Source organism: Bradyrhizobium genosp. SA-4 str. CB756, from assembly GCF_000473125.1.
GTDB classification, from domain to species: Bacteria; Pseudomonadota; Alphaproteobacteria; order Rhizobiales; family Xanthobacteraceae; genus Bradyrhizobium; species Bradyrhizobium arachidis.
The window spans coordinates 5,077,838-5,102,951 of the sequence record NZ_KI421499.1 but is presented as its reverse complement, the minus strand read 5'-3'; the positions used below and the strand labels follow the sequence as shown (position 1 = coordinate 5,102,951).

Sequence of the window (25,114 nt, the reverse complement as noted above, 5' to 3'; positions counted from 1 at the left end):
AGAGAAAGATGAAGCTGAAAATCGCAACTGCGGCACTGATGGTTGCTGCAATGTCCCTGCCGGCGTTCGCTGCCGACGAGTTCTATGTCGTGCAGGACGTCAAGACCAAGAAGTGCACCATCGTCGACAAGAAGCCGATGGACTCGTCCATGACCGTCGTCAGCCCCTCGGGCACGATCTACAAGTCGCGCACCGAAGCCGAAAGCGGCATGAAGACCGTCAAGGTCTGCACGTCGAACTGAGGAGGATGACACATGCCAGTTCTGATCTTGTGGGCCGTGCCGGCTGTGCTGGTGATCGGTGGCGGCATTTATCTGATTGGCCACATGCACTAGGGGCCTGTCGCGGAAGACGCGCGGGTCACTTGCGTGCAGCGCACTGGTCCGCACGTCTTCCGGTATCCCGCGCGAGCGGGGAGGTTGCCCATGCGACCCGCTGCGCGCCGGCAGCAGCGCGAGTTGCAGTGCAACAGGTCGTCCAGGAGCAGTCCTGCGACGAAGAGTACCTCCGGCGCGTGCGAAATGACTTTCGTCCCGCCGGGGTTTTTCATACGCTTCCTCTCGCAAGCCGCATACCGGCTGCGCGCACGGCCCGGCAACAGGGCCGGAGCATCAAAGGGAGGGGAGACGATGAAGCGACGATCATTCCTCGCTGGTATCGGTGCAACCACTGCGGCGGCCACGATCGGCATGCCGTCGATCCTCAGGGCGCAGGCACCGATCACGCTGAACGGCGCGGTCCAGTTCAACGACGACCATGCCTTCAACCGGGCACTGATCCGGTTCGAGGAGCTGGTGAAGAAATATTACGGCAAGCCCGTCAATTTCACCCTACACAAGAACTCCTCGCTCGGTCTCGAGAAGCAGTATTTCGAGTACATGTCGCAGGGCAAGGCGGTCGATTACGGCATCGTCTCGCCGGCCCACATGTCGACCTTCGCCAAGGCGGCTCCGTTCATCGATGCGCCCTTCGTGTTCAAGGGCATCGAGCACATGAACAAGGTCGTCGAAGCCAGTATCCTGGCGCCGATCGCCGACGAGGTCGCGGCGAAAGCCGAGGTGGTTCTGATCGGTTATTCCGGCGGCGGCATCCGCAATATCTTCGCCAACAAGCCGCTCAAGAATCTCGCCGACCTCAAGGGCCTCAAGGTTCGCGTGCAGGGCGCGCCGATCTGGTCGAAGACCTTTGCGGCCGTCGGCATGAGCCCGACGGTGATCGCCTATAACGAAATCTACAATGCGATCCAGAACGGCGTGATATCGGCCGGCGAAAACGAGGCGGCCGGCGTCGAGGCGATGAAGTTCTACGAAGTGGCCCCGCATCTCAGCCTCACTCAGCATGCCGTTTCGATCCGGCCGATCTGCTTCTCGGTGAAGACGCTGAAGACGTTGCCGAAGGACTTGCAGGACGCGATCATGAAGGCCGGCAAGGAAGCCGGCGACTACGGCCGTCAGCTGGAATCGAGCGAAGAGGTCATCAAGCTCGACACGCTCGAGAAGGCCGGCAAGCTCAAGCGCGTTCCCTTCGAGGAGCGGGACGCCATGAAGAAACTCGCCGACCCCGTGATGGCCATCTACGCCAAGGAGATTGGCGCAGAGGGCATCTTCGAGAAGATCAACGTCGCCTGAGCGCGTCGCATCCGCCGACGCATGTCCGGGCAAGCCCCGCTTCTTGCCCGGCCGTGGCGCATGAGTTGCCGCACGGAGTCCCGATGTCCGACATGCCCGTCCCGTCCCCACCGTCGCTGTGGCGTCGCGTCACGGCGGCATATGCGAAACTGCTGGAAATCCTGCTTGCGGCCTGCGTCGGCATTCTCGTCGTCCCCGTGACGCTGCAGATCATCTCGCGCTACACGCCCTTCATTCCTTCCTATATCTGGACCGAGGAGATGGCGCGGTTCCTGTTCGTCTGGACGATCATGATCGGCGCCATGGTCGGTGTGCGGGAAGCGCAACATTTCGAGGTCGACGTGTGGCCCGATCTGGCACGGCGGTCGGAGGCTGCGGTGCGGATCCTCGCGCGGCTCGGGGTGCTGGCGCTGGCGCTGGTTTTCGTGTCGGCCGGTCTCGAGTTCACCCGCTTTGCCTGGAACAGGACTTCGGAGCTGGCCGATCTGCCGCTTTGGCTAATTCACGTCGCCTGGCCCCTGACCGGCGCGACGTGGATCGTCTTTGCGGGCGAACAGATCGTCGATGAAATGCGCGTTCTGGTCGGGGCACCGCGATGAGCGGCAATGTACTCTCAGCCGGACAGGCTGCGGTGGTGCTGTTCGGCGTCTTCATCGGCTTGCTCATCGTGCGCGTGCCGGTCGCCTTCGCGCTCGGGCTTGCCTGCGTGCCGATCCTGCTGGTCGAGCCGCGTCTGTCTTTGATGACGCTCGCGCAGGAGACCTTCAATGCCTACAATTCATTCATCCTGCTGGCGGTGCCTTTCTTCCTGTTGACGGCGAACCTGATGAGCATCGGCGGCATCACCGACCGCCTGGTGGCGTTGTCGCGCTCGATGGTCGGGCATTGGCCGGGGTCCCTGGCGCAGATCAACGTCGTGCTGTCGGTCTTCTTTGCCGGCATTTCGGGTTCGTCGACGGCTGACGCGGCGAGCCAGTCAAAAATCTTCATCGATGCGCAGACCAAGGAAGGCTACGACCTTTCGTTTTCCATCGCCATCACGGCGGTGTCGGCGGTTCTGGCGGTCATCATCCCGCCGTCGATCCTCATGATCGTGTGGGGCGGGCTGATCTCGACCTCGATTGCGGCGATGTATCTGGCCGGCATCGTGCCGGGTCTGCTGATCGCAGGCGCGCAGATGGCCACGGTGCACATCTATGCGGTGCGCCGCGGCTACCCGACCTATCCGAAGGCGACCTGGGTCGAGATGCGATGCGCCATTTGGCAGTCGATACCGGCCATGATGACGCCGTTCATCATCGTCGGCGGCATTCTGCTCGGGTGGTTCACCGCGACCGAGTCCGCTTGTGTCGCGGTGCTTTATTCCATAGCGCTCTCGGCGTTCTTCTACCGCGAGACGGGGCCGCGCGAATTGTACAAGGCCCTGCTCGACACCGGGCGCCTAGCCGGTGTCGCGCTGTTTTGCGTCGGCACCGCAAGCGCGTTTGGCTGGCTGCTCGCCTACTACAGGATCCCGCAGGAGCTGCTGGCCAACGTCTCGACATGGGGCATGGACGCTGTCACCGCCGGCTTCTTCATCTCCTTCTGCTTTCTGGTGGTGGGCTGCTTCCTCGACGCCATTCCGGCCATCATCATCGTCGGCACCGTGCTGGAGCCGCTGGCCAAGGCCGTCGACCTTCATCCGGTCCAGTTCGCGATCATTTCGATCGTGTCGCTGGCCTTCGGACTGGTGACGCCTCCTTACGGCTTATGTCTCATGATCGCCTGTTCGGTCGCAGGCGTGAGGCTGCGCTATGCGTTGAAGGACACGGTGATCATGCTGGTTCCGATGCTGCTCGTGCTGGCGGCAGTCATCGTCTGGCCGAGCGTGTCGCTGTTCCTGCCACGCCTGATCGTGCCGGAGATGCTCAAATGAGCTCTGATCGTGCGATCCCACGTCCGTCGGCCGCGGGATCGATTCCACTGGTCTACAGATTGCTCTCGGTGATCGCGGCATAGACCATGCTGCGCAGCTCGCGCCGGAGCGGATAGGCGCTGGACGGCAGCACCTGCGTCATGAAGATGGTGATCAGTTCCTCGGCCGGGTCGATCCAGAACGAGGTGGTGGCCGCGCCGCCCCAATTGTACTCGCCCGGGCTGCCGGCGATCAGCGTCTCGGCCGGGCGCATGGTGACGGCAAAGCCGAGGCCGAAGCCGATGCCGTTGTAGGTGGCCTCCGAGAACAGCGAGCGTGAGACCTCCGGCAGCGCGCGGCCGCCCGGAATGTGGTTGGTCGTCATCAGCGCCAGCGTCTTCGGCCCGATCAGCCTGACACCGCCGAGCTCGCCGCCATTGAGGAGCGCGCGGCAGAAGGTGAGATAGTCGGCAACCGTCGAGCACAGTCCGCCGCCGCCGGAGATGAAGGAGGGCGGGGTGAGGAACGAGCTCGTCGCCGGGTCGTCCTGGAGCGTCAGGCCTTCGCGGCGCTGACCGGCATGGAAGGTCATGCCGCCGGCGGGATCGGCCGAGTAGCAGGCCGCAAAGCGATGCGCCTTCGAGGCCGGCACGTGGAAATCGGTGTCGGTCATCCCGAGCGGATCGAGGATGCGTTGCTTCAGGAACTGCTCGAACGAAACGCCTGAGATCTTGCCGATGAGGTAGCCGATCACGTCGGTTGCGACCGAGTAGTTCCAGGACTCGCCCGGGGAGAACTCCAGCGGGATTTTTGCGAGGCCCTCGATCATGGTCTGGAGCGTGCCTGATTTCTCGACCTCGCCGATCTTCTCGCTGCGATAGGCTGCATCGACATTGGAGCGCTGCTGGAAGCCGTAGGTGAGGCCGGCGGTGTGGCGCAACAGGTCGACGATCAGCATCGGCCGGGACGGCGGCCGGGTCAGGAACGCCGGCGCGGTGCCGGCGACGAACACGCCGAGATCCTTCCATTCAGGAATGTACTTTGCGACGGGCTCGTCGATCGCGACGAGGCCTTCCTCGACCAGCATCATGAACGCGATGCTGGTGAGAGGCTTGGTCATGGAATAGATGCGGTAGATGGTGTCGTCCTTGACCGGCAGCTTGCGCTCGAGATCGGCAAAGCCCTGAACCGAGGAGTGCGCGACCTTGCCGCGGCGGTAGACCAACAGATGCGTGCCAGGGAAGCGGCCGGCATCGATGTAGCGGCGCTTCAGATGCGCATCGACGCGGTCGAGCGCGGCCTTGGACATGCCGACGGATTCGGGCGAGGCGGGGGTGGGCGCGAGCATCAAGTTCCTCCGGGCAGTTTTGTCGGATGTTGATAGCCAAATGGCGCCCCCATTCCAAGCCGGTTGCGCTTAACGCGGCCCCGCCGATTGGTGTAGGCTCCGCCCTGGAACGCCTCCAACGAGCCCACCCGGGCCAACGAGAAAAACGCGAGGGCAAACGCTTATGACCCAGTTCAACGAGACCGAACTCACTGAAGCCGTCGTCAAGAGCTTCGACAGCACACCGAATCCGCGGGCGAAATTCCTGCTCCAGGAATTGGTGAAGTCGCTGCACGATTACGTGAGCAAGACCGGTCTCACCTTCGAGGAATGGGAATACGCCATCGATTTCCTGACCCGGACGGGGCAGAAATGCACCGACACCCGCCAGGAGTTCATCCTGCTGTCCGACGTGCTCGGCGTCTCCATGCTGGTCGATGCGGTCAACCACAGGGATCGCGACGGCGCCACCCAGACCACTGTGCTCGGCCCGTTCTATGTCGGCGAGCACAAGGTGACTGCGCACGGCACCGATATCTCGCCGAACAACCAGACCGGCGAGCGGATGTTCGTGCAGAGCCGCGTCACGGATCTGAAGGGCCAGCCGCTCGCGGGCGTCCCCGTCGACGTCTGGCATGCCGATGACGACGGCTTCTACGATTCACAGAAGGCGAATTACGACGAGGTCGGCGCCTCCGCACGGGCGCGCTTCATCACCGATGGCGACGGCCGCTTCTTCTTCCGCACCATCTTGCCGTGCAGCTACCCGATCCCGACCGATGGCCCGGTCGGCGAGATGATCATGCAGACCAAGCGCCATCCGATGCGTCCCGCCCATGTGCACTTCCTGGTCAACGCCAAGGGCTATGAACCGCTGATCACCCACGTCTTCATGGACGGCGACAAATATCTCGATTCCGACGTGGTGTTCGGCGTCAAGGACGACCTCGTCGCCAAGGTCGAGCCGCGCAACGAGCCTGAGATGCCCGACGGTACCAAGGCGAACGGGCGGTGGCACCTGATGAGCTACGAATTCCATCTCAAGCCCGGCGGCGGCATGGCGCCGAAGCCCCTCGGGGTGAAGGCGGCGGAGCCGGCGTGAGGGCTCAGCGCTCCCGAGGCGCGCGATCTGCGCTATTGGCGTGCCGGCGTGATTTGGCCGCCTTGGAGGATTGTCCAAAATGTCCCGGTCCGAGAGGCTCCTCGAACTCATCCAGTTCCTTCGAACCCGGCGACGTCCGGTTGCGGGAGCGCAACTCGCCGATGAGTTCGGCGTCTCGCTGCGAACTATCTATCGCGACATACAGACGCTGACCGCCAGAGGCGCGCCAATCGAGGGCGAGGCCGGCGTCGGGTACGTGCTTCGACCCGGCTTCACGGTGCCGCCGCTGATGTTCTCGCGCGACGAAATCGAGGCGCTGGCGCTCGGCTCGCAGATGGTGGAGCGGAGCGCGGACGCTGCGCTTACGAAGGCCGCGCGCAACGCATTGGCGAAGATCACAGCGGTCTTGCCTGCGGAGAGAAGCAATGAGGCCAACGCCTCCGGCGTTGTTGCAGGTCCCGTCAAATGGATCGGAGCCGAGAGCGTCGACATGGCACTCGTTCGGGACGCCATCCGGCTGGAGCGCAAGCTGTGGATCCATTACCGCGACGAAGTGGGCGTGCTGACCGAACGCAGGATATGGCCGATCCTTCTTACCTTTTGCGCGACGGTGCGACTGCTTGCGGCGTGGTGCGAACTGCGCGAGGGCTATCGGCAATTCCGTACCGACCGGATCGTGGCGTTCATCGAGACCGGAGAGGCCTATCCGAGACGCCGCCACGCACTCGTGAAGGAATGGCGGGAAATCGAGGGATTGCCCGAACTCGCCTGATCTGCTGCTGACGGAATCTGTCAGTTCGAGTCCGCTAGGATTGCGCTGCCATCCGGCCGCATCAGCCGGGCTACGAGGAGCGCCTATGCCGACAGAATCTCAAAACAGCCAGCTTACCCTCCAGGACGCTGAGGCAGTGCTCGATCGTGCCCAGCAACTGATGAGCGCGGGCGATATCGCCGGCGTGATGAAGACCTTTGCCGCGGATGTCGTGGTCAGGTTTGCGGACTTTCCCGAAACACGTGGCAGGCCGCCGCTCGAGAAGTTTCTGCTCGCGCGTTTTGCGCGTCAGAAGAATTACCGGCTGAAGAAACGACTGCGCGCGGTATCGGGCAATGTAATTGCGTGCTCCTGGGTGGGGGAATGGGATGACGGGCGAGACGGCCGCAAGATGCAGGGGCGTGGAATTGAGCTCCTCACCATGCGCGGCGGCGAAATAGCCGAATGGGAAGCGACGTTCAACGTCTGGGCAAAAGACAGCTCGTCGTCGCTGCCCATCGTCTAGCCAGCTGGAAGCTGACGTCAGCGGCTTGATCAGTCTGAGCCCTACCGGGCGTGCAGCAGCGCCAGCAGCACGATGACCGCGCAGGCAAGCGCCGCCGAGGTCAGCTTCCAGAACATCAGCGGGCTGCGCTCCGGAAAGCGCGCAGGCCCGCGGCGATCTCACGCGATATCCGCGTTGGACCAACGCTCGACATCGGCCGCGCAGCAAGAGACCGCCCGAGGGCGGTCTCGCATTTGAGAGAGAAGGCGCTCTGTCAAAGATCGACTTGGATGGCAACGTTGGAGCGTACCCAATCCGATTGCCCGGCCTTGAGCCGCTTGGCTTGAAATTCAACAAAAGCCGGATCGGCACCCAGTGATGCTAAGGTGCGCCCATAAGCTTCTACACTATCGAAGCGAGCGACGAAGGCATAGTTTCCGATCTCGCCGCCGATCACCGACCAATAGCTGACATCGGCCCCGTGTTTCTTCCAAAGTGACGCGGCCTCCTTTGCCAGCTGCAAGACGGTCGCAAGATCACTACCGGGTCTTGGATGCGAAACGAACTGCATTATGACTGCAGGCATTTTCCCCTCCAATGAGCAAATGATGACGCCAAACAACCGGGTTGGTCATTTGGCTAGAGGAGAATTCCAAAGAGTGCAGCCGCAAGCTTGATCTGGATCAATTCCATTTCTCCGGCCCGGCGGCATTCTGACCGTCCTTGCGCTGAATGGCGGCACTGCATGGAGATGGCCATGATCGAGCAGCGCAATCGAGTTGTTCAGGTCAGCCGCTTCGGTGATCCCGAGAGACTGGAGGTTATCGACGCTCCCCTGCCGACCGCTGGCTCGGGCGAGGTGCGCGTTCGCGTCCTCGCGTCGAGCCTCAACTACACCGAGGTGTTGATCAGGCGCCATCTATATCCGCAAACGATGGGCCTCCGGCCGCCGTTCGTGATGGGTTACGACGTGGTGGGGACAATTGATCAGCTCGGCGAAGGCGTGCACGATTTTCGGATTGGCGATCGCGTGGCCGACATGACGGTGGTCGGGTCAAACGCCGACTATCGCACGCTTCGGGCGAACAACGTGGCCCGCGTGCCGGCGGACGTCGACCCGGCTGAAGCGGCTGCGCTCATTTTGAGCTGGACGACCGCGCACCAGCTTCTGCACCGCGCGGCCAAGGTCCAGCGAGGCCAACGTGTGCTCGTGCACGGCGCCGCCGGCGCAGTCGGCCAGGCGTTGCTCGTGCTCGGGCGGCTGGCCGGTCTCGAGCTGTGGGGCACTGTACGCTGCGAGCACATGGCGCTCGTCCATGACCTCGGGGCAACGCCGATCGACTACCAGCATGAGGACTTCACGTGGATTGTGCCGGGTGGGTTCGACGTCATCGTCGACGGCGTTGGCGAAGACGGCTATCGCCGCTCATACGCGGCGCTCAAGCCAGGTGGCCTGCTCTGTGCCACCGGCTTTTCGGCGAGCGTGCAGGCGCAGCGTCGAATGCTTCCTATCTTGATGGAGATCGCGCGCCTCTACCTGTGGAGACTGTTGCCCGGCGGCAAGCGAGCTCGCTTTTACTCGGTCAATGCCATGCGGGCGCGACATCCCACCTGGTTCAAGGAGGACTTGGAGCAACTGTTCGGGCTTCTGGCAACCGGTGCCATCCGGCCGCGCATCGCCGAGCGAATCTCCTTCGAGGCGGTCGCCGATGCTCACCGTCGCCTCGAGGCTGGCGGTCTTGAGGGCAAGCTCGTGCTTTGCCCGGATCTCAACTCGCGACGCAGCCAGCGCGCCGCCTGACGCAGCGCGCCGGCACGATACACCCCTGACGTCTCGGCCACGGTGGACCGCGGCCCTACCGCGCGTGCAGCAGCGCGAGCAGCACGATGACCGCGCAGGCGAGCACCGCCGAGGTCAGCTTCCAGAACATCAGCGGGCTGCGCTCCAGGAGCGGCGTGATCCGCGTGTCGAGATAGGCCGGATTGGGCGTGCGCAGCTCGAAGACGAATTCGGACAGGTCCTCGTGGCGCTTGTAGGGATCGGGATGCAGCGCGCGGCGCAGCGCGCCGTCGACCCAGGCGGGCACGTTGCGGTCGTCATCGGCCGGGCGGTATTTCAGCCGCCGCACGTCCGCCTTGCGCCGGATCCTGGCGACCTGGGTCCCGTAGGGGAGCTTGCCCGTCAGCATCTGGTAGCAGATCACGGCGAGCGAAAACATGTCGGAGCGCGGCGAGCCGCCTTGCCCGAGAAAATACTCCGGCGCGGTGTACTGGACCGTTCCCAGGATGTCGTCGGTCTCGTCTGGCGGCGCGGCCTCGGCGACACCGGCGACCCTGACCGAGCCGAAGTCGATGATCTTCGCGGTGCCGGTCTTGTCGATCAGGATGTTGTCTGGCCTGAGATCCTGATGCAGCATCTCCATGCGGTGGAAGGCGCGCAGGCCCGCGGCGATCTGCTCGATCAGGCCGCGAACGGTTTCGAGATCGGGGCGCGGATTGTCGGTCATCCACTGCTTGAGGGTCTGCCCCTCGACGAATTCGGTCGCGACGTAGAGATAGCTGCGTCGCCGCGATTGTGAGAGCGGTTTGAGCACATGCGGGCTGTCGATCCGGCGTGCGATCCACTCCTCCATCAGGAAGCGCTTCAGATAGGCGGCGTTGTCGCGCAGGTCGATCGACGGCAGCTTGAGCGCGACCGGCTGCTCGGGCTCGGTGTCGACGGCAAGATAGATGTGGCTGCGGCTGCTGCCGTGGATCTCCCTGACAATCCTGTAACCGTCGAAGATCGCGCGCGGCTCCGGCAATGGCGGAAGCGGCAGCTCCGAGGTCTGGTTGAAGATGCCCGAGGGCTCGCGCTGCGGCACCGCGTCGATGCGCAGGATCTGCACGGTGATGTTGTCGTCGCTGCCGCGCCGGTAGGCTTCCTCGACGATCGCCTTCGCCGCGGCGTCAAGCTCGCCTGCATGCTCGTTGATGGCGCTCGTGACGAAGCGCGGGTCGACAAATTCATAGGCGCCGTCGGTCGCGAGCAGGAAGGTGTCGCCGGCCTCGATCTCCAGCGCCTGGTAGTCGATCTCGAGCTGCGGGTTGATGCCGAGCGCGCGGCCAAGATAGGTCTGCTCGGATGAGACGATGATGCGGTGATCGTCGGTCAGCTGCTCGAGCGCCTTGCCGGCGAGGCGGTAGATGCGGCAGTCGCCGACATGGAAGATGTGCGCGGTGGTCGCCTTGATGACCATGGCGCTCAGCGTGCAGACATAGCCCTTGTCGCGGTCATAGGCATATTGGCTCTTGCGCGTCTGCGCGTGCAGCCAGGAATTGGTCGCGTCCAGCACGCGGCGGGCGGAGGTCTTCACCGTCCAGGATTCCGACGTGCAGTAATAGTCCATCAGGAAGCTCTTGACCGCCGACTCGCTGGCGATCTGGCTCACCGTGCTGCTGGAGATGCCGTCGGCGAGGACGGCTGAAATGCCCTTCAGACTGAGCAGCGGCTCGTCCGGAATCAGGACACCGTGAAAATCCTGGTTGACGGGCTTGCGACCCTTGTCCGAGTGCTGGCCGATCGAAATCAGGAGTCCGCGCGTCATCGTCGTCACCAAGGCGAAGAGAGCCTTACCCTAACCGGGCGAGGCTCTCTTGTTGAGGTGCCTGCGATCAGGCCGCGACGCGGGGCGGCGTCACCTTGCCAGGCTGGCGCTTCGGCAGGGTCATGACATGCGTGGCGTAAAGGGTCATGCCGGTAAAGGCGAGGCCGCCGACGAGATTGCCGAGCACGGTCGGGATCTCGTTCCAGATCAGATAGTCCATGATCGAGAACTTCGCGTGCAGCATCAGGCCGGACGGGAACAGGAACATGTTCACGACCGAGTGCTCGAACACCATGTAGAAGAACACCAGGATCGGCATCCACATCGCGATGACCTTGCCGGGGACCGAGGTCGAGATCATGGCGCCGACAACGCCGGTCGAGACCATCCAGTTGCAGAGCATGCCGCGCATGAACAGCGTCGCCATGCCGGCCGCGCCATGCGCGGCATAACCCAGCGTCCGGCCTTCGCCGATATTGCCGATGGCGGTGCCGATCTTGTCGGGGTCCTGCGTGAAGCCGAAGGTGGTGACGAAGGCCATCATGAACGCGACCGTGAAGGCGCCGCCGAAATTGCCCAGGAAGACCAGGCCCCAGTTGCGCAGCACGCCACCGAACGTGACGCCGGGGCGCTTGTCGATCAGGGCGAGCGGCGAGAGCACGAACACGCCGGTGAGGAGGTCGAAGCCCAGCAGGTACAGCATGACGAAGCCGACCGGAAACAACAGTGCGCCGACCAGCGGCTGGCCGGTGTTGACGTTGATGGTGACGGCGAACCAGGCGGCGAGGGCGAGAATGGCACCAGCCATATAGGCGCGGATGACCGTATCCCGGGTGGACATGAAGATCTTGGACTCACCCGCATCCACCATCTTGGTGACGAATTCCGAAGGCGCGAGATACGACATCAATGGTTCCTTTTGCTTCGTAAGTGAGATCGACGCTCTCGCAAGAGAGCGGCTGAACGTCATTGGCCGTGCGGGTGGCCTGCCGCGCACGAGAGTTGGGAGATTTGGAAGCCCTGGGAATCGCGTCACGACGACTGAGCCGAGAAGGGCCGCGAAGCAAGTTGAGCTTCCTCTTGCGGCCGCCAGAGGCCGCAGCAATGCGGCAAGCCGCAGTCTTCGTTGACACCTAGATAGAAGCAAGTTGCGTGCCGAGCGCGAGAATTCTGAAAGCCGAGTGATATCAGTGCGATGGCGCGCCATTGGATCGCGCCTTTGGACGCCCGCCGGCCTCTTGCATAAGCGACTGCACAAGACTTGTGCGCCGCACAAAGATTGAGCAAGCCGCAAATTCGGCGAGCGGATCTCGCCTGCGGCAGGCTGGCGCAGAGCCTATAACCCATTCAACAAGAATGGCTTTTTGCCATCGTGGGCTTGGCATGAAGCTTGAATAGTTCCATGTCGACGCCATTGAAGCCGTCCCGCGAGACTTCTCATCCGATTTGCTGACGCCACCAGACGGGGGTCTCCCCCGCCATGCGTCCGCATGCGCCAAAGCCGGCGCAATCCCACGGACGGGCTGCTCGCGCGCACTGACGCCAACAATTCTGCAACGATGCAAAGGACGACACTGCCTATGACCAAGCGCACCCGCCAGCCTTCGGGCCTGAGCCGCCGTCAATTGTTGAAGGCCACCGGCTCGACCGTCGCTCTTCTCGCCGCCGCCAAGCTGAATTTCCCCGCCGGCGCCTTCGCGCAGGATGCAGGCCCCGAGGTCAAGGGCGCCAAGCTCGGCTTCATCGCTCTGACCGACGCGACCCCGCTGTTCGTTGCGAAAGAGAAGGGCATCTTCGCCAAATACGGCATGCCCGATGTCGAGGTGCAGAAGCAGGCGTCCTGGGGCACGACGCGCGACAATCTCGTGCTCGGCTCCGAAGGCAACGGCATCGACGGCGCCCATATCCTCACCCCGATGCCGTATCTGATCTCGGCCGGCAAGGTGACGCAGAACAACCAGCCGACGCCGATGTACATCCTGGCGCGGCTGAACCTGAACGGTCAGTGCATCTCGGTCGCCAAGGAATATGCCGACCTCAAGGTCGGCATCGACACCGCGCCCTTCAAGGCGGCGCTCGAGAAGAAGAAGGCCGGCGGCAAGGCGGTGAAGGCCGCAATGACCTTCCCGGGCGGCACGCATGACCTGTGGATCCGCTACTGGCTCGCCGCTGGCGGCATCGATCCGGACAAGGACATCGAAACCATCGTGGTGCCGCCGCCGCAGATGGTCGCCAACATGAAGGTTGGCACCATGGATTGCTTCTGCGTCTGCGAGCCCTGGAATCTCCAGCTCATCCATCAGGACATCGGCTACACCGCGATCACCACCGGCGAGCTCTGGGACAAGCATCCCGAAAAGTCGTTCGGCATGCGCGCGGCCTGGGTCGACAAATATCCGAAGGCGGCGAAGGCGCTGCTGATGGCGGTGATGGAAGCCCAGCAATGGGCCGAGAAGGCGGAGAACCGCGAGGAAGCCGCGGTGATCTGCGCCAAGCGCCAGTGGATCAACTGCCCGGTCGAGGACATCACCGACCGCATGAAGGGCAAGTTCGACTACGGCACCGGCCGCGTCGTCGACAACTCGCCGCAGCAGATGCGGTTCTGGAAGGACCAGGCCTCCTATCCGTTCCAGAGCCACGATCTCTGGTTCCTCACCGAGGACATCCGCTGGGGCAAGTACGAGCCCGGCTTCGACACCAAGGCGCTGATCGCCAAGGTCAACCGCGAGGATCTCTGGAAGGATGCGGCGAAGACGCTCGGCGTGGCTAGCTCCGATATCCCGGCCTCGACCTCGCGCGGCAAGGAGACCTTCTTCGACGGCAAGGTGTTCGATCCCGAAAATCCGGCTGCCTATCTGAAGTCGCTCGCGATCAAGCGCGTCGAAGTCTGATGGAGCCTCGCGGCCGCCTTCGGGCGGCCGCATCGTCCTTGCGGAAAGCCGGAGAGGGATTTCGATGAACATGCCTGCCACGAAGATTGAGGTTGAGACCGCGACGCCTGCCGCGACCATTGCGCCAGTCGTCGCGATGACGCCAAAGCGTCCGCCGCGCGCGGAGAGCTATGCGCGCATGGCGCGGGAGCTCGCCGTGCGCGTGATCCCGCCGCTGGTCGTGATCGCGCTGCTGACGCTGGTCTGGGAGCTGGTCTGCCGCCGTGCAGGCTCTGCGCTACCGCCGCCGTCAAAGGTGTTCAAGGACACCAAGGAGTTGATCTTCGATCCGTTCTTCGACCATGGCGGCATCGACAAGGGCCTGTTCTGGCATCTGTCCGCCAGCCTCCAGCGCGTCGCGCTCGGCTATTCGCTCTCGGCGATCGCCGGCATCGCGCTCGGCGTGCTGGTCGGGCAGTCGGTCTGGGCGATGCGCGGGCTCGATCCGCTGTTCCAGGTGTTGCGCACCATTCCACCGCTGGCCTGGCTGCCGCTCTCGCTCGCCGCATTCCGCGACGGCCAGCCCTCGGCGATCTTCGTCATCTTCATCACCTCGATCTGGCCGATCATCATCAACACGGCGGTCGGCATCCGCAACATTCCGCAGGACTATCGCAACGTCGCGGCGGTGGTGCAGCTCAATCCGCTCGAGTTCTTCGCCAAGATCATGATCCCGGCGGCGGCGCCCTACATCTTCACGGGGCTTCGCATCGGCATCGGCCTGTCCTGGCTCGCCATCATCGCAGCTGAAATGCTGATCGGCGGTGTCGGCATCGGCTTCTTCATCTGGGACGCCTGGAATTCCTCGCATATCAGCGAGATCATCCTGGCGCTGTTCTATGTCGGCATCGTCGGCTTCGTGCTCGACCGCTTGATCGCGGGCCTCGGCAAGATCGTCACCCGCGGCACCGCGCAGAACTGAGGGAGAAGGGCACATGACCGCCTATCTGAAGCTCGACCACATCGACAAGATCTTTACCCGCGGCGCCGCGACGACCGAGGTGCTGAAGGACATCAGTCTCACGATCGAGAAGGGCGAATACGTCTCGATCATCGGCCATTCCGGCTGTGGCAAGTCGACCCTGCTCAACATCATCGCGGGATTGACGGGTGCCACCACCGGCGGCGTGCTGCTGGAGAACCGTGAGGTCAACTCGCCCGGGCCCGATCGCGCCGTGGTGTTCCAGAACCACAGCCTGCTGCCGTGGCTCACCGTCTACGAGAACGTCAAGCTCGGCGTCGACAAGGTCTTCGCCAGGACCAAGACCAGGGCCGAGCGCGACGCCTGGGTGATGCACAATCTCAACCTGGTGCAGATGGCGCATGCCAGGGACAAGCGTCCCTCGGAAATCTCCGGCGGCATGAAGCAGCGTGTCGGCATCGCCCGCGCGCTGGCGATGGAGCCGAAGGTGCTGCTGCTCGATGAGCCGTTCGGCGCGCTCGACGCGCTGACGCGGGCGCATTTGCAGGACTCGGTGATGGCGCTGCATCAGAAGCTCGGCAACACCATTCTGATGATCACCCACGACGTCGACGAGGCCGTGCTGCTCTCCGACCGCATCGTGATGATGACGAACGGGCCGAGCGCACGGATCGGTGAGGTGCTGGACGTGCCGCTGGCGCGGCCGCGCAAGCGGCTCGAGCTTGCGACCAACGCGACCTATCTGAAGTGCCGGCAGCGCGTCCTCGAATTCCTCTACGAGCGTCATCGCTTCGTAGAGGCCGCGTAAACCAAAGGTTAATGCGCGAGACGAGCGCGCCTAAATAATTGACATCGAGCTCAATCCTTGTGCGCCGCACAAGGATTGAGCGAATCGCAAATTTAGCGTGCGGAAAAGCCCTGCGAAGATTTCGGGCAATGCGAATAACGTCCTGAAATCCCTGTGTTTCCAGCGTGCGCGCAATTGGCACGGAAATTGAAACACCTTTTCCGACGCCAACGACGACGTCCCTCAACATCATCAATCAGCATCGTGAACTCGCCACCGGGGAGAAGCCCCGGAGCGTGCCTCCGTGACCGGAGGCTGAGCCTGCAACGACGCAGCGGTGAGCCTGGAAGGGATACTCAATGACGAAGAATCCGACTTGGATTTCAGACTGGCGCCCCGAAGACGAGGCGTTCTGGAATGCGACTGGCAAGACTATCGCGCGACGCAACCTGATCTGGTCGATCGTGGCCGAGCATATCGGCTTCTCGGTCTGGCTGATCTGGAGCATCGTCACCACCAAGCTGCCGCAGGCGGGCTTCCACTACACCACCGACCAGCTGTTCCAGCTCGTCGCGGTGCCGGGCCTGATCGGCGCCCTGATGCGCTTTCCCTACACTTTCGCGGTGACGACCTTCGGCGGCCGCAACTGGACCATCTTCAGCGCGGCGATCCTGTTCATTCCGACGCTGTCGCTCGCCTACTTCGTCAGCCAGCCCGATACGCCGTTCTGGCTGATGCTGTTGGTCGCCTCGACCGCCGGTCTCGGCGGCGGCAACTTCGCCTCCAGCATGACCAACATCTCCTTCTTCTTCCCTGACCGGATGAAGGGATGGGCGCTCGGCCTCAACGCTGCAGGCGGCAATATCGGCGTTTCCAGCGTGCAGCTCCTGACCCCGATCCTGATGACGCTCGCCGTCATCAACCTGTTCCAGGCTTCCCCCGTCGACGGCATCTTCCTCCAGAACGCCGGGCTGATGTGGGTGCTGCCGATCGCGATCGCGGTGTTTGGCGCGGTGTTCTTCATGAACAACCTCACCACGGCGAAATCGTCGATCAAGAACCAGCTCGCGGTAGTCAAGCGCAAGCACACCTGGATCATGGCGTATCTCTATATCGGCACGTTCGGATCCTTCATCGGCTACTCCGCGGCGTTCCCGCTGTTGCTCAAGACGCTGTTTCCGTCGGTGACGATCTCGATCGCCTTCCTCGGTCCGCTGGTCGGCTCGCTGGCCCGTCCGTTCGGCGGCTGGCTTGCCGACAAGGTCGGCGGCTCCATCATCACGTTCTGGAATTTCATCGTGATGGCGGGCGCCACCGTCGGCGTGGTCTATTTCGTCGGACAGAAGGATTTCGTCGGCTTCCTCTCGATGTTCCTGATCCTGTTCGTGACCACGGGCATCGGCAACGGCTCGACCTACCGCATGATCCCCTCGATCTTCCGCGAGCAGAACCTGTTCAGGGTGCGCGGGCAGGGCGACGTCGCGCGTGCGGCTGCCTTGAAGACGGCGAGCATCGAGAGCGGTGCGGCGGTCGGGTTCATCGGCGCGGTCGGTGCCGTCGGCGGCTATCTGATCCCGAGCGGTTTCGGCAAGTCGATCGCCCTGACCGGCGGTCCGCAGCTCGCGCTCGCGATCTATCTCGGCTTCTACGCCTCGTGCCTGGCTTTGACCTGGTGGTTCTACCTGCGTCGCAGCCCGCAGGGCGAAGGCGCGCCGAGCCTTGCGGAAGCAAGGGTCTAATACTTGGTATGAAAATCGCTTCTCTCCGTACGCGGGGAGAAGCCGCTCTGATGACGTTTGACCCATGAACCTTGTTCGCAACGGCGCGGACAAAGGCAGACCGAAACAGACAGGAGACCATCATGACGCCTCAGCAGATCGCCCTCGTGCAGCAAAGCTTTTCCAAGGTCGCACCGATTTCGGAAGCAGCCTCAAAACTGTTCTACGACCGCCTGTTCGAAGTGGCGCCGTCCGTGCGCGCGATGTTTCCTGAAGACATGACCGAGCAGCGCAAGAAGCTGATGGGCATGCTCGCTGCCGTCGTCAACGGCCTGTCGAATCTCGAGACGATTCTTCCCGCGGCCTCTGCGCTCGCCAAGCGCCACGTCGCTTACGGCGCCAAGGCCGAGCACTATCCCGTGGTCGGCGCGACCTTGCTGTGGACCCTGGAGAAGGGTCTTGGCGAGGCCTGGACGCCCGAGCTCGCCGCCGCCTGGACCGACGCCTACGGTGTGCTGTCCGGCTACATGATTTCCGAGGCCTATGGCGCGCAGGCGCAGGCTGCCGAATAGGAGATGCCTTGTGAGTGAACCGCTGGTCATCGTCGGTAACGGTATGGCGGCAGCTCGTCTGGTCGACGAGCTCGCCAAGACCGCGCTCGGCCGCTACGCGGTCGCTGTGATCGGCGAGGAGCCGCGGCTCGCTTACAATCGCGTGCTGCTCTCCTCCGTGCTGGCCGGCGAGACCGGCTCGCACGAGATCGAGCTCAGGCCGGCGGACTGGTGGCGCCATCGCGGCGTCACCGTGCGCTACGGCTACCGCGTCACCGAGATCGACACCGGCCGCCGCGAGCTCAAGATCGCCGGCGAGGAGAGCATGGAATATTCCAAGCTGGTGCTCGCGACCGGTTCGACGCCGCTGCGGCTCAACGTGCCGGGCGCTGATCTTGCCGGCGTGCACACCTTTCGCGACACCCGTGACGTCGACCTGCTGCTGACGCTTGCAGCCGCGAAGAAGCGCGTCGTCGTGGTCGGCGGCGGCCTGCTCGGACTCGAAGCCGCTTACGGTCTCGCCAAGGCCGGCGCGCCCGTGACGCTGCTGCATCTGATGGACCGGCTGATGGAGCGCCAGCTCGATGGGCCGGCCGCTGATCTGCTCAAGACGCTGGTCGAGCGCAAGGTCATCCGCATCCTGCTCAACGCCTCGACCGCTCGCATTCATGGCGAGGGCCATGTCGAGGCGGTCGAGCTCGCCGACGGCAGCCGCATCGAGGCCGATGCCGTGATCTTCGCCGCTGGTATCAAGCCGAACATCGCGCTGGCCAGGGACGCCGGCATCGCCGTCAACCGCGGCATCGTGGTCAACGACGAGATGCAGACGGCGTCCCCCGACATCTACGCGCTCGGCGAATGCGCCGAGCATCGCGGCACCTGCTATGGCCTGGTCGAGCCCGCCTACGAGCAGGCGCGGGTGCTGGCTCGGCATCTCGCCGGCAAGCCCGCCGCCTATCAGGGCAGTGTGGTCTCGACCAATCTGAAGGTCTCGGGCGTCAGCGTGTTCTCCGCAGGCGATTTCATGGGTGGCGAGGGCAGCGAGAGCCTCGTGCTGACCGACCGCAGGCGCGGCACCTACAAGAAGCTCGTCATCGCCGACGGCCGGCTGACCGGCGCGGTGCTGATCGGCGATACTGTCGATGCGCTGTGGTATCTCGAGCTGATCCGCAATCGCGACAAGGTCGCGGCGATCCGCACCGACATGATGTTCGGCCGCACGCTCGCGCTTCCGTCCAAGGCGGCTTGATGGAGGCGGCCTGACATGACGGCGATCGATCCAAACCTTCGCGCGACCCGAACGACGTGCCCGTATTGCGGCGTCGGCTGCGGCGTGCTGGCAACGCCGGACGGCAAGGGCGGCGCGGCGATCGCGGGCGATCCTGACCATCCCGCCAATTTCGGCCGGCTGTGCTCGAAGGGCTCCGCGCTCGGCGAGACCGTCGGGCTCGAGAGCCGGCTGCTCTATCCGATGATCCGCTGCAAGGGCGTGCTTGAGCGTGTCGCCTGGAGCGATGCGCTCGACCATGTCGCGCACCGCATGCAGCACATCGTGGCGCGCGATGGTGCGGACGCGGTCGCATTCTATCTCTCCGGCCAGCTGCTCACCGAGGATTATTACGTCGCCAACAAGCTGATGAAGGGCTTCGTCGGCACGGCGAACGTCGACACCAATTCGCGGCTCTGCATGTCGTCCTCGGTCGCCGGCCACCGCCGCGCCTTCGGCGCCGACACCGTGCCCGGCTGCTACGAGGATCTCGACCAGGCCGATCTGCTGGTGTTCGTCGGCTCGAACGCAGCCTGGTGTCATCCCGTGCTGTTCCAGCGCATGTTGAAGAACAGGCAGGAGCGCGGCGCGCGAATGATCGTGATCGATCCGCGCCGCACCGACACCGCAAGCGATGTCGATCTGTTCCTCGGCCTCAAGCCGGGCACCGACACGGCGCTGTTCTCCGGCCTGTTCGTCCATCTCGCCGACAATGGCGCGCTCGACAAGGACTACATCGCGCAGAACACCAGCGGTTTCGACGATGCGCTGGCGCGCGCGCGCAACATCGCCGGCAGCGTCGCCGCGACCGCGCTCGCGACAGGCCTCAACGAGCAGGATGTCGCGACGTTCTTCAAGATGTTCCGCGACACCGAGAGGGTCGTCACGCTCTATTCGCAGGGCGTCAACCAGTCGGCGCAGGGCACCGACAAGGTCAACGCGATCCTGAATTGCCATCTCGCGACGGGTCGCATCGGCAAGCCTGGTGCCTCGCCGTTCTCGCTGACCGGACAGCCCAACGCGATGGGCGGGCGCGAAGTCGGCGGTCTCGCCAATATGCTCGCCGCACATATGGGCTTCACGCCGCCGGACATCGACCGGGTCAGGCGGTTCTGGAACGCGCCGCGCATCGCCACCCATGAGGGGCTGAAGGCGGTGCAGCTGTTCGAGGCAATCAACCGCGGCGAGGTCAAGGCGCTGTGGGTCATGGGCACCAATCCCGCGGTGTCGCTACCCGATGCGGACTTCGTCCGCGAGGCGCTGAAGAAGCTCGAGCTGTTCGTGGTGTCCGAGAACGTGCTCTCCAACGACACGGTGGAGGCTGGCCCGCACGTGCTGCTGCCTGCGCTCGCCTGGGGCGAGAAGTCGGGCACGGTGACCAACTCCGAGCGGCGCATCTCGCGCCAGCGCTCGTTCCTGCCGGCGCCGGGCGAGGCGCGGCCGGATTGGTGGATCCTGAGCGAGACCGCAAAACGTCTCGGCTTCGGCGACAGCTTCAATTACAAATCCGCCGCCGATATTTTCCGCGAGCATGCCGCGCTCTCGGCGTTCGAGAACAATGGCGGTCGCGATTTCGACATCGGCGCGCTGACGTCGCTCTCCGACGAAGGCTTCGATGCCCTGAAGCCGGTGCAGTGGCCGGTGCGCGAAGGTGGAGCACCGGGCGAACGCTTCTTCGCGCAAGGCGGCTTCTTCACCAATGACGGCAAGGGCCGCTTCGTCGCGCCGGAGGTGCCGTTGCTGCGCGGCGAGACCGGACCGTCGCGTCCCCTCAGGCTCAACACCGGACGCATCCGCGACCAGTGGCACACCATGACGCGCACCGGGTTGAGCCAGCGCCTGGGTGCGCATCTGCCCGAGCCGTTCGTCGAGATTCATCCCGACGACGCCGGCAAATTCGGCATCGTCGATGACGGCTATGCCCGCATCACCACCGATTACGGCCAGTGCATCCTCAAAGTGGTCGTCAGCGAGCGCCAGCAGCGCGGCACGCTGTTCGCGCCGATCCACTGGAGCGCGATGAACGCCTCGCACGGCCGCGTCGGCGCGCTGGTTCAGTCGTTCACCGATCCGTTCTCGGGCCAGCCGGAATCGAAGGCCACTCCGGCCGCAATCGCGCCCTATGAATACGTCTTCCGCGGCTTCGCGCTGTCGCGCAAGCAGCTCGACCTGCCGCAGAACCTGTTGTGGACCCGCGTCACGGTCTCAGGCGGCTTCGGCTATCTCTTCGCAGACAATGCCGATCTGTCGCGCTGGCCGGTCTGGCTCGAGGGCGTCGCCGGTGAGGACATCGCCGAGTATCGCGACTTCGGCGGCGGCGTTTATCGTGCCGCCGCGTTCGCGGGCGATCGCATCGAGACCTGCCTGTTCGTCGGCCCTGCTCACGACGCCGGCGACTGGGAGGTGGTGAAGAGCCTGTTCGTCGCCGACCAAGTCACGGACGATCAGCGCCGCATGCTGCTGTCGGGCAAGTCCAGCGAGGGCGCCGCTTCGACCGGCCCGATCGTCTGCGCTTGCTTCGGCGTCGGCCGCGGCACCATCTGTGACGCCATCTCATCCGGCGCACGTACGGCGGCCGAGATCGGCGCAAAGCTCAAGGCCGGCACGAATTGCGGCTCCTGCATCCCCGAGCTGAAGCGCCTGATTGCAACGACGGAGGCACCGGCGAAGCAGGCCAAGCTGGCGGGGGCGGCGGGCTAATTCGGCCGTCCGCCGGTCGGAAGGGGACCTAGGGCCACGCGCCGACGGCGTGCCGGGGCCGGTGGTTGCCGGACTGTTAAGCAATTCCAGCTAGAATGGATCAATTTTTGCGAATTGATACTTTCGGGGCTGGGAACACATGTTTGGCAGACTTCGGTCGGCGCGTCTTTTTCAATTGCACAGCTTTCACCTTGGCCTGCGCACGCAGGTGCTTTTGTTGGGCGTGACCGGCGTCCTCATGGTGGGCGTGATCTATCTCGCCGGCCGGCAGATCGAGGATCAGAGCCGCGCAACCGCCAACCGCTTCGCGAAGCTCGAATCCGAAACCGCGCGCTTGTCCGAGAGCCTGTTGCAGGGGCGCGAACTCGCCACCAATTTCCTGCAGAAGCCGACCGACAAGAAGGTCGCTGCGCATGACGAGACGCTGCGCGCGGCGACCGGCCATCTGGCGGCAGTCGAAGAGATCGCCGGTGCCCTTGCGGAAGACGATCCGCTGCGCAAGGCGCTGTCGTTCCGCCCCGTCATCGCCAGCTACAACACCCGCTTCGCCAATGTGGTCTCCGCCCAGAAGCTCGTCGGCTTCAACGAGAATGACGGGCTGCAGGGCAAGCTGCGCGCGGCCGTGCATTCGGTCGAGAGCAAGCTCAAGACATTCGACCAGCCGCGGCTGTCCGTTCTCATGCTGATGATGCGGCGGCACGAGAAGGATTTCATGCTGCGCGGCGACGAGAAATACGGCGACGAACTGAGCAAGCGCGTCGGAGAATTCCTGACCGAGCTTGGCAAATCCGATCTGCCCGATGACGCCAAGGCCGAGATCAAGAAGCTGATCGACAGCTACAAGACGAGCTTCCTCGCCTTCATGGCCGGCCAGAGCACGCTCAACGAGGAAGCCGAGGATCTTGCCCAGATCTACGATCGGCTGCGGCCCAATCTGGAGACCGTCAGGACCGCGGCCGGCAAACGCCTCGAGGCCGTCAGCGATGAGCTAACGGTCGTGCAGCGCTATGTGGTCTGGTCCATCGCCGTCACGGTTGCCGTGATGATCGTCGTCGCATTCTGGTTCGGCCGCCGGCTGACTGCGCCGCTCACCCGCATGGTCCTGGCGATGGAGCATCTGGCGAGCGGCGATCTCGACCGTCCGATCGAGCAGGTCGCGCGCCATGACGAGATCGGCAAGATCTCGACGTCGCTCTCGGTCTTCCATCACAAGCTGCTCGAGAACCGGCACATGGCCGATGCCCGCGAGCGGGCCAAGCACGACGCGGAAGCGCAGCGCAAACAGGTGATGCTCGAGATCGCCAACCGGTTCGAAGCGGCGGTCGGCAGCATCGTCAATGCGGTCACTGCGGCCTCGTCCGAAATCGAGCTGGCGGCCAATGGATTGACCAATACGGCGGAGGGGACCAATGCCTTATCCGCAACGGTCGCTGCCGCATCCGGACAATCGTCGGCGAGCGTCCAGTCGGCGGCCGCCGCATGCCAGGAGATGGTGACGTCGGTCGGCGAGGTCGGCCGGCGGGTCGCGCAGTCACATGAGGTGGCGCTCGCTGCCGTCGCGCAGGCGAGCCGGACCAACGGCCAGATCGATGCGCTCTCGCAGACGGCCGACCGCATCGACGAGGTCGTGCGCATGATCTCGGCGGTGGCCGGGCAGACTAATCTGTTGGCGCTGAATGCAACGATCGAAGCGGCGCGCGCCGGCGAGGCGGGCAAGGGCTTCGCGGTCGTCGCCTCGGAGGTGAAGGCGCTCGCCGGCCAGACCGCGAAGGCGACCGACGAGATCGGCCGTCAGGTCGCGCAGATCCAGTTGGCGACGCGGCAGTCGGTGGACTCGATCAAGGAGATCGGCGGCACCATCGAATCCATGGCGGATATTGCATCCTCGATCGCCGCTGCGGTCGAACAACAGGGCGCCGCCGCGCGGGCGATCGCGCGCGACGTGCAGCAGGCGGCGCAGGGCGCATCCGAAGTCTCCACCAGCGTCGAGGATGTCAGGCGCGGCGCATCCGAAACCGGCGCTGCCGCCGGCCAGGTGCACGGCGCGGCGCTCGCGCTGCTCGACGAAAGCAAGCGCCTCGGCAGTGAGGTCGATCAGTTCCTGGCCACCGTCCGCGCGGCTTGAGGCCGGGCAGGGCAAACTGCCGTAGTGCCGTAGGGTGGGCAAAGCGAAGCGTGCCCACCATCACCCGAAATAACGAAGAGATCGTGGGCACGGCGCTTCGCGCCTTTGCCCACCCTACGGCTGGCACGCAACCATCCCCGTCATCCTGAGGTGCCGGAGCGTAGCGGAGGCCTCGAAGGATAGACGGCCCGGCTCCATCGGGGCCGTTTCATCCTTCGAGGCTCCGCGTTCGATGCGTTCGCATCGCTCGCGTCGCACCTCAGGATGACGGGGCCCGATTGGCGGCTCGCGGCAGTCCATCTTGCCAACGCAGCCATGCCCGTCGTTCCAATCGACGCGCCCGCGATTGTGCCCTATGTTGCCGCACTTCCCCTCTCAGCAATCATAACAACCATGATGTACCTGGAAACGCCGCCGCGCCTGATCGAAGCAAAACTCTTCTCCGCCATGCCCGACACATTCCGCCGCAAGGGCGTGCGGACCGATTGGGCCGATGCCAACCGGCCGGGTGTGCCGACCGATAGCTTCATCGAAGGGCCGTCGTTCGATAAGGACGGCAATCTCTACATCGTCGACATTCCGTTCGGCCGCATCTTCCGGATTGCGCCCGGCGGCGCGTGGTCGCTTGTGATCGAGTATGACGGCTGGCCGAACGGATTGAAGATCGCGCCCGACGGCCGCATCCTGGTGGCCGACTACATGCATGGCATCATGGAGCTCGACGCCAAGGCCGGCCGCATCACGCCGGTGCTGACCGCGCGTAACTCAGAATCCTTCCGCGGCTGCAACGATCTGCATCTCGCTTCCAACGGTGACATCTATTTCACCGATCAGGGCCAGACCGGCCTGCATGATCCGAGCGGCCGCGTCTACCGGCTCGCACCGAACGGGCGGCTCGACTGCCTGATCGACACCGGCATCAGCCCGAACGGGCTGGTGCTCGATCCCAGCGAGAGCGTGCTGTTCGTCGCGATGACGCGCGACAATGCGGTGTGGCGGCTGCCGTTCATGAAGGACGGCAGCGTTTCCAAGGTCGGCCGCTTCTGCTCGCTGTTCGGCACCAGCGGCCCCGATGGCATGACCATGGACGCCAAGGGACGCCTGTTCGTCGGCCACGCCTCGCTCGGCCACGTCTTCGTGTTCGCGCCGAATGGCGAATTGATCGCGCGGATCAAATCCTGCGCGGGCCCGAACTGCACCAATGTCGCCATCGGTGGCGCGAACAAGGATCGTCTCTATATCACGGAGTCCGCGACCGGCAGCGTGCTGGTTGCGGATATCAGCGCATTGAACTCGTAAGCGCGCGGCTTTTCGCCTCTC

General features: G+C 64.1%; 21 protein-coding genes. 17 read left to right on the top strand and 4 right to left on the bottom strand.

Annotated elements, in window-relative coordinates:
• Positions 1 to 8 precede the first annotated feature (8 nt).
• From BRAGE_RS0124830 to BRAGE_RS0124810, 4 genes are all read left to right on the top strand, one after another.
• Positions 9 to 242, top strand: coding sequence for a hypothetical protein (locus BRAGE_RS0124830; protein WP_027558485.1), 234 nt, complete (start codon positions 9 to 11; stop codon positions 240 to 242).
• A 387-nt stretch (positions 243 to 629) separates the two neighbouring features.
• Positions 630 to 1,628, top strand: coding sequence for a TRAP transporter substrate-binding protein (locus tag BRAGE_RS0124820; RefSeq protein WP_027558486.1), 999 nt, complete (start codon positions 630 to 632; stop codon positions 1,626 to 1,628).
• Positions 1,629 to 1,711: 83 nt separating this feature from the next.
• A complete protein-coding gene (locus tag BRAGE_RS0124815) occupies positions 1,712 to 2,227 on the top strand; it encodes a TRAP transporter small permease (RefSeq protein WP_027558487.1) in 516 nt (171 codons plus the stop codon).
• Positions 2,224 to 3,543 (top strand): TRAP transporter large permease, encoded by a 1,320-nt coding sequence (locus BRAGE_RS0124810; protein WP_027558488.1) that lies wholly within the window; start codon positions 2,224 to 2,226, stop codon positions 3,541 to 3,543. Before BRAGE_RS0124815 ends, BRAGE_RS0124810 begins: the two co-directional genes overlap by 4 nt.
• Before the next feature lie 52 nt (positions 3,544 to 3,595).
• On the opposite strand, the gene BRAGE_RS0124805 is transcribed toward BRAGE_RS0124810, so the two are convergent.
• A complete protein-coding gene (locus tag BRAGE_RS0124805) occupies positions 3,596 to 4,870 on the bottom strand; it encodes a serine hydrolase domain-containing protein (RefSeq protein WP_027558489.1) in 1,275 nt (424 codons plus the stop codon).
• 163 nt (positions 4,871 to 5,033) lie between these two features.
• Here BRAGE_RS0124805 and BRAGE_RS0124800 point away from each other — a divergent pair, with 163 nt between their 5' ends.
• The 3 genes from BRAGE_RS0124800 (at position 5,034) to BRAGE_RS0124790 (ending at position 7,228) form a co-directional block, all read left to right on the top strand.
• Positions 5,034 to 5,951, top strand: coding sequence for a dioxygenase (locus tag BRAGE_RS0124800; RefSeq protein ID WP_027558490.1), 918 nt, complete (start codon positions 5,034 to 5,036; stop codon positions 5,949 to 5,951).
• 79 nt (positions 5,952 to 6,030) lie between these two features.
• Positions 6,031 to 6,723 (top strand): helix-turn-helix transcriptional regulator, encoded by a 693-nt coding sequence (locus tag BRAGE_RS0124795; RefSeq protein WP_027558491.1) that lies wholly within the window; start codon positions 6,031 to 6,033, stop codon positions 6,721 to 6,723.
• Between the two features lie 85 nt (positions 6,724 to 6,808).
• The gene (locus BRAGE_RS0124790) at positions 6,809 to 7,228 is read left to right on the top strand and encodes a nuclear transport factor 2 family protein (protein ID WP_028146354.1); all 420 of its coding nucleotides are present in this window, start codon (positions 6,809 to 6,811) and stop codon (positions 7,226 to 7,228) included.
• 253 nt (positions 7,229 to 7,481) lie between these two features.
• Here the strand turns inward: BRAGE_RS0124790 and BRAGE_RS49175 are convergent, their stop codons facing one another.
• Positions 7,482 to 7,793: a hypothetical protein gene (locus BRAGE_RS49175; RefSeq protein ID WP_092214819.1), complete on the bottom strand. Its 312-nt coding sequence runs from the start codon at positions 7,791 to 7,793 to the stop codon at positions 7,482 to 7,484.
• 171 nt (positions 7,794 to 7,964) lie between these two features.
• Here BRAGE_RS49175 and BRAGE_RS0124780 point away from each other — a divergent pair, with 171 nt between their 5' ends.
• Positions 7,965 to 9,008 (top strand): medium chain dehydrogenase/reductase family protein, encoded by a 1,044-nt coding sequence (locus BRAGE_RS0124780; protein ID WP_027558493.1) that lies wholly within the window; start codon positions 7,965 to 7,967, stop codon positions 9,006 to 9,008.
• Between the two features lie 55 nt (positions 9,009 to 9,063).
• Here the strand turns inward: BRAGE_RS0124780 and BRAGE_RS0124775 are convergent, their stop codons facing one another.
• Complete coding sequence (locus BRAGE_RS0124775) at positions 9,064 to 10,794, bottom strand: bifunctional protein-serine/threonine kinase/phosphatase (RefSeq protein WP_027558494.1); 1,731 nt, start codon at positions 10,792 to 10,794, stop codon at positions 9,064 to 9,066.
• A 67-nt stretch (positions 10,795 to 10,861) separates the two neighbouring features.
• Positions 10,862 to 11,701 (bottom strand): formate/nitrite transporter family protein, encoded by an 840-nt coding sequence (locus tag BRAGE_RS0124770; protein ID WP_027558495.1) that lies wholly within the window; start codon positions 11,699 to 11,701, stop codon positions 10,862 to 10,864.
• Between the two features lie 673 nt (positions 11,702 to 12,374).
• On the opposite strand from BRAGE_RS0124770, the gene BRAGE_RS0124765 reads away from it, so the two are divergent.
• The 9 genes from BRAGE_RS0124765 to BRAGE_RS0124725 all read left to right on the top strand — a co-directional run bounded on the left by BRAGE_RS0124765 (position 12,375) and on the right by BRAGE_RS0124725 (position 25,093).
• Positions 12,375 to 13,685: a CmpA/NrtA family ABC transporter substrate-binding protein gene (locus BRAGE_RS0124765; RefSeq protein WP_027558496.1), complete on the top strand. Its 1,311-nt coding sequence runs from the start codon at positions 12,375 to 12,377 to the stop codon at positions 13,683 to 13,685.
• A 64-nt stretch (positions 13,686 to 13,749) separates the two neighbouring features.
• Complete coding sequence (ntrB, locus tag BRAGE_RS0124760; RefSeq protein ID WP_027558497.1) at positions 13,750 to 14,646, top strand: nitrate ABC transporter permease; 897 nt, start codon at positions 13,750 to 13,752, stop codon at positions 14,644 to 14,646.
• A 13-nt stretch (positions 14,647 to 14,659) separates the two neighbouring features.
• Complete coding sequence (locus tag BRAGE_RS0124755) at positions 14,660 to 15,454, top strand: ABC transporter ATP-binding protein (protein ID WP_027558498.1); 795 nt, start codon at positions 14,660 to 14,662, stop codon at positions 15,452 to 15,454.
• A 338-nt stretch (positions 15,455 to 15,792) separates the two neighbouring features.
• Positions 15,793 to 17,172 carry an MFS transporter gene (locus BRAGE_RS0124750; RefSeq protein WP_027558499.1) on the top strand — a complete coding sequence of 460 codons (1,380 nt, stop codon included), beginning with the start codon at positions 15,793 to 15,795 and terminating at the stop codon, positions 17,170 to 17,172.
• 122 nt (positions 17,173 to 17,294) lie between these two features.
• Positions 17,295 to 17,723, top strand: a complete 429-nt coding sequence (locus tag BRAGE_RS0124745; protein ID WP_027558500.1) for a globin family protein — start codon at positions 17,295 to 17,297, stop codon at positions 17,721 to 17,723.
• A 10-nt stretch (positions 17,724 to 17,733) separates the two neighbouring features.
• Positions 17,734 to 18,951: an NAD(P)/FAD-dependent oxidoreductase gene (locus tag BRAGE_RS49170; protein ID WP_167336521.1), complete on the top strand. Its 1,218-nt coding sequence runs from the start codon at positions 17,734 to 17,736 to the stop codon at positions 18,949 to 18,951.
• Positions 18,952 to 18,966: 15 nt separating this feature from the next.
• The gene (locus BRAGE_RS0124735) at positions 18,967 to 21,669 is read left to right on the top strand and encodes a nitrate reductase (protein ID WP_027558501.1); all 2,703 of its coding nucleotides are present in this window, start codon (positions 18,967 to 18,969) and stop codon (positions 21,667 to 21,669) included.
• Positions 21,670 to 21,892: 223 nt separating this feature from the next.
• On the top strand, positions 21,893 to 23,794 hold the full coding sequence (locus tag BRAGE_RS0124730) for a methyl-accepting chemotaxis protein (protein WP_159073922.1): 1,902 nt from the start codon (positions 21,893 to 21,895) through the stop codon (positions 23,792 to 23,794).
• Positions 23,795 to 24,190: 396 nt separating this feature from the next.
• Complete coding sequence (locus BRAGE_RS0124725) at positions 24,191 to 25,093, top strand: SMP-30/gluconolactonase/LRE family protein (protein ID WP_035731456.1); 903 nt, start codon at positions 24,191 to 24,193, stop codon at positions 25,091 to 25,093.
• Positions 25,094 to 25,114: the final 21 nt, after the last annotated feature.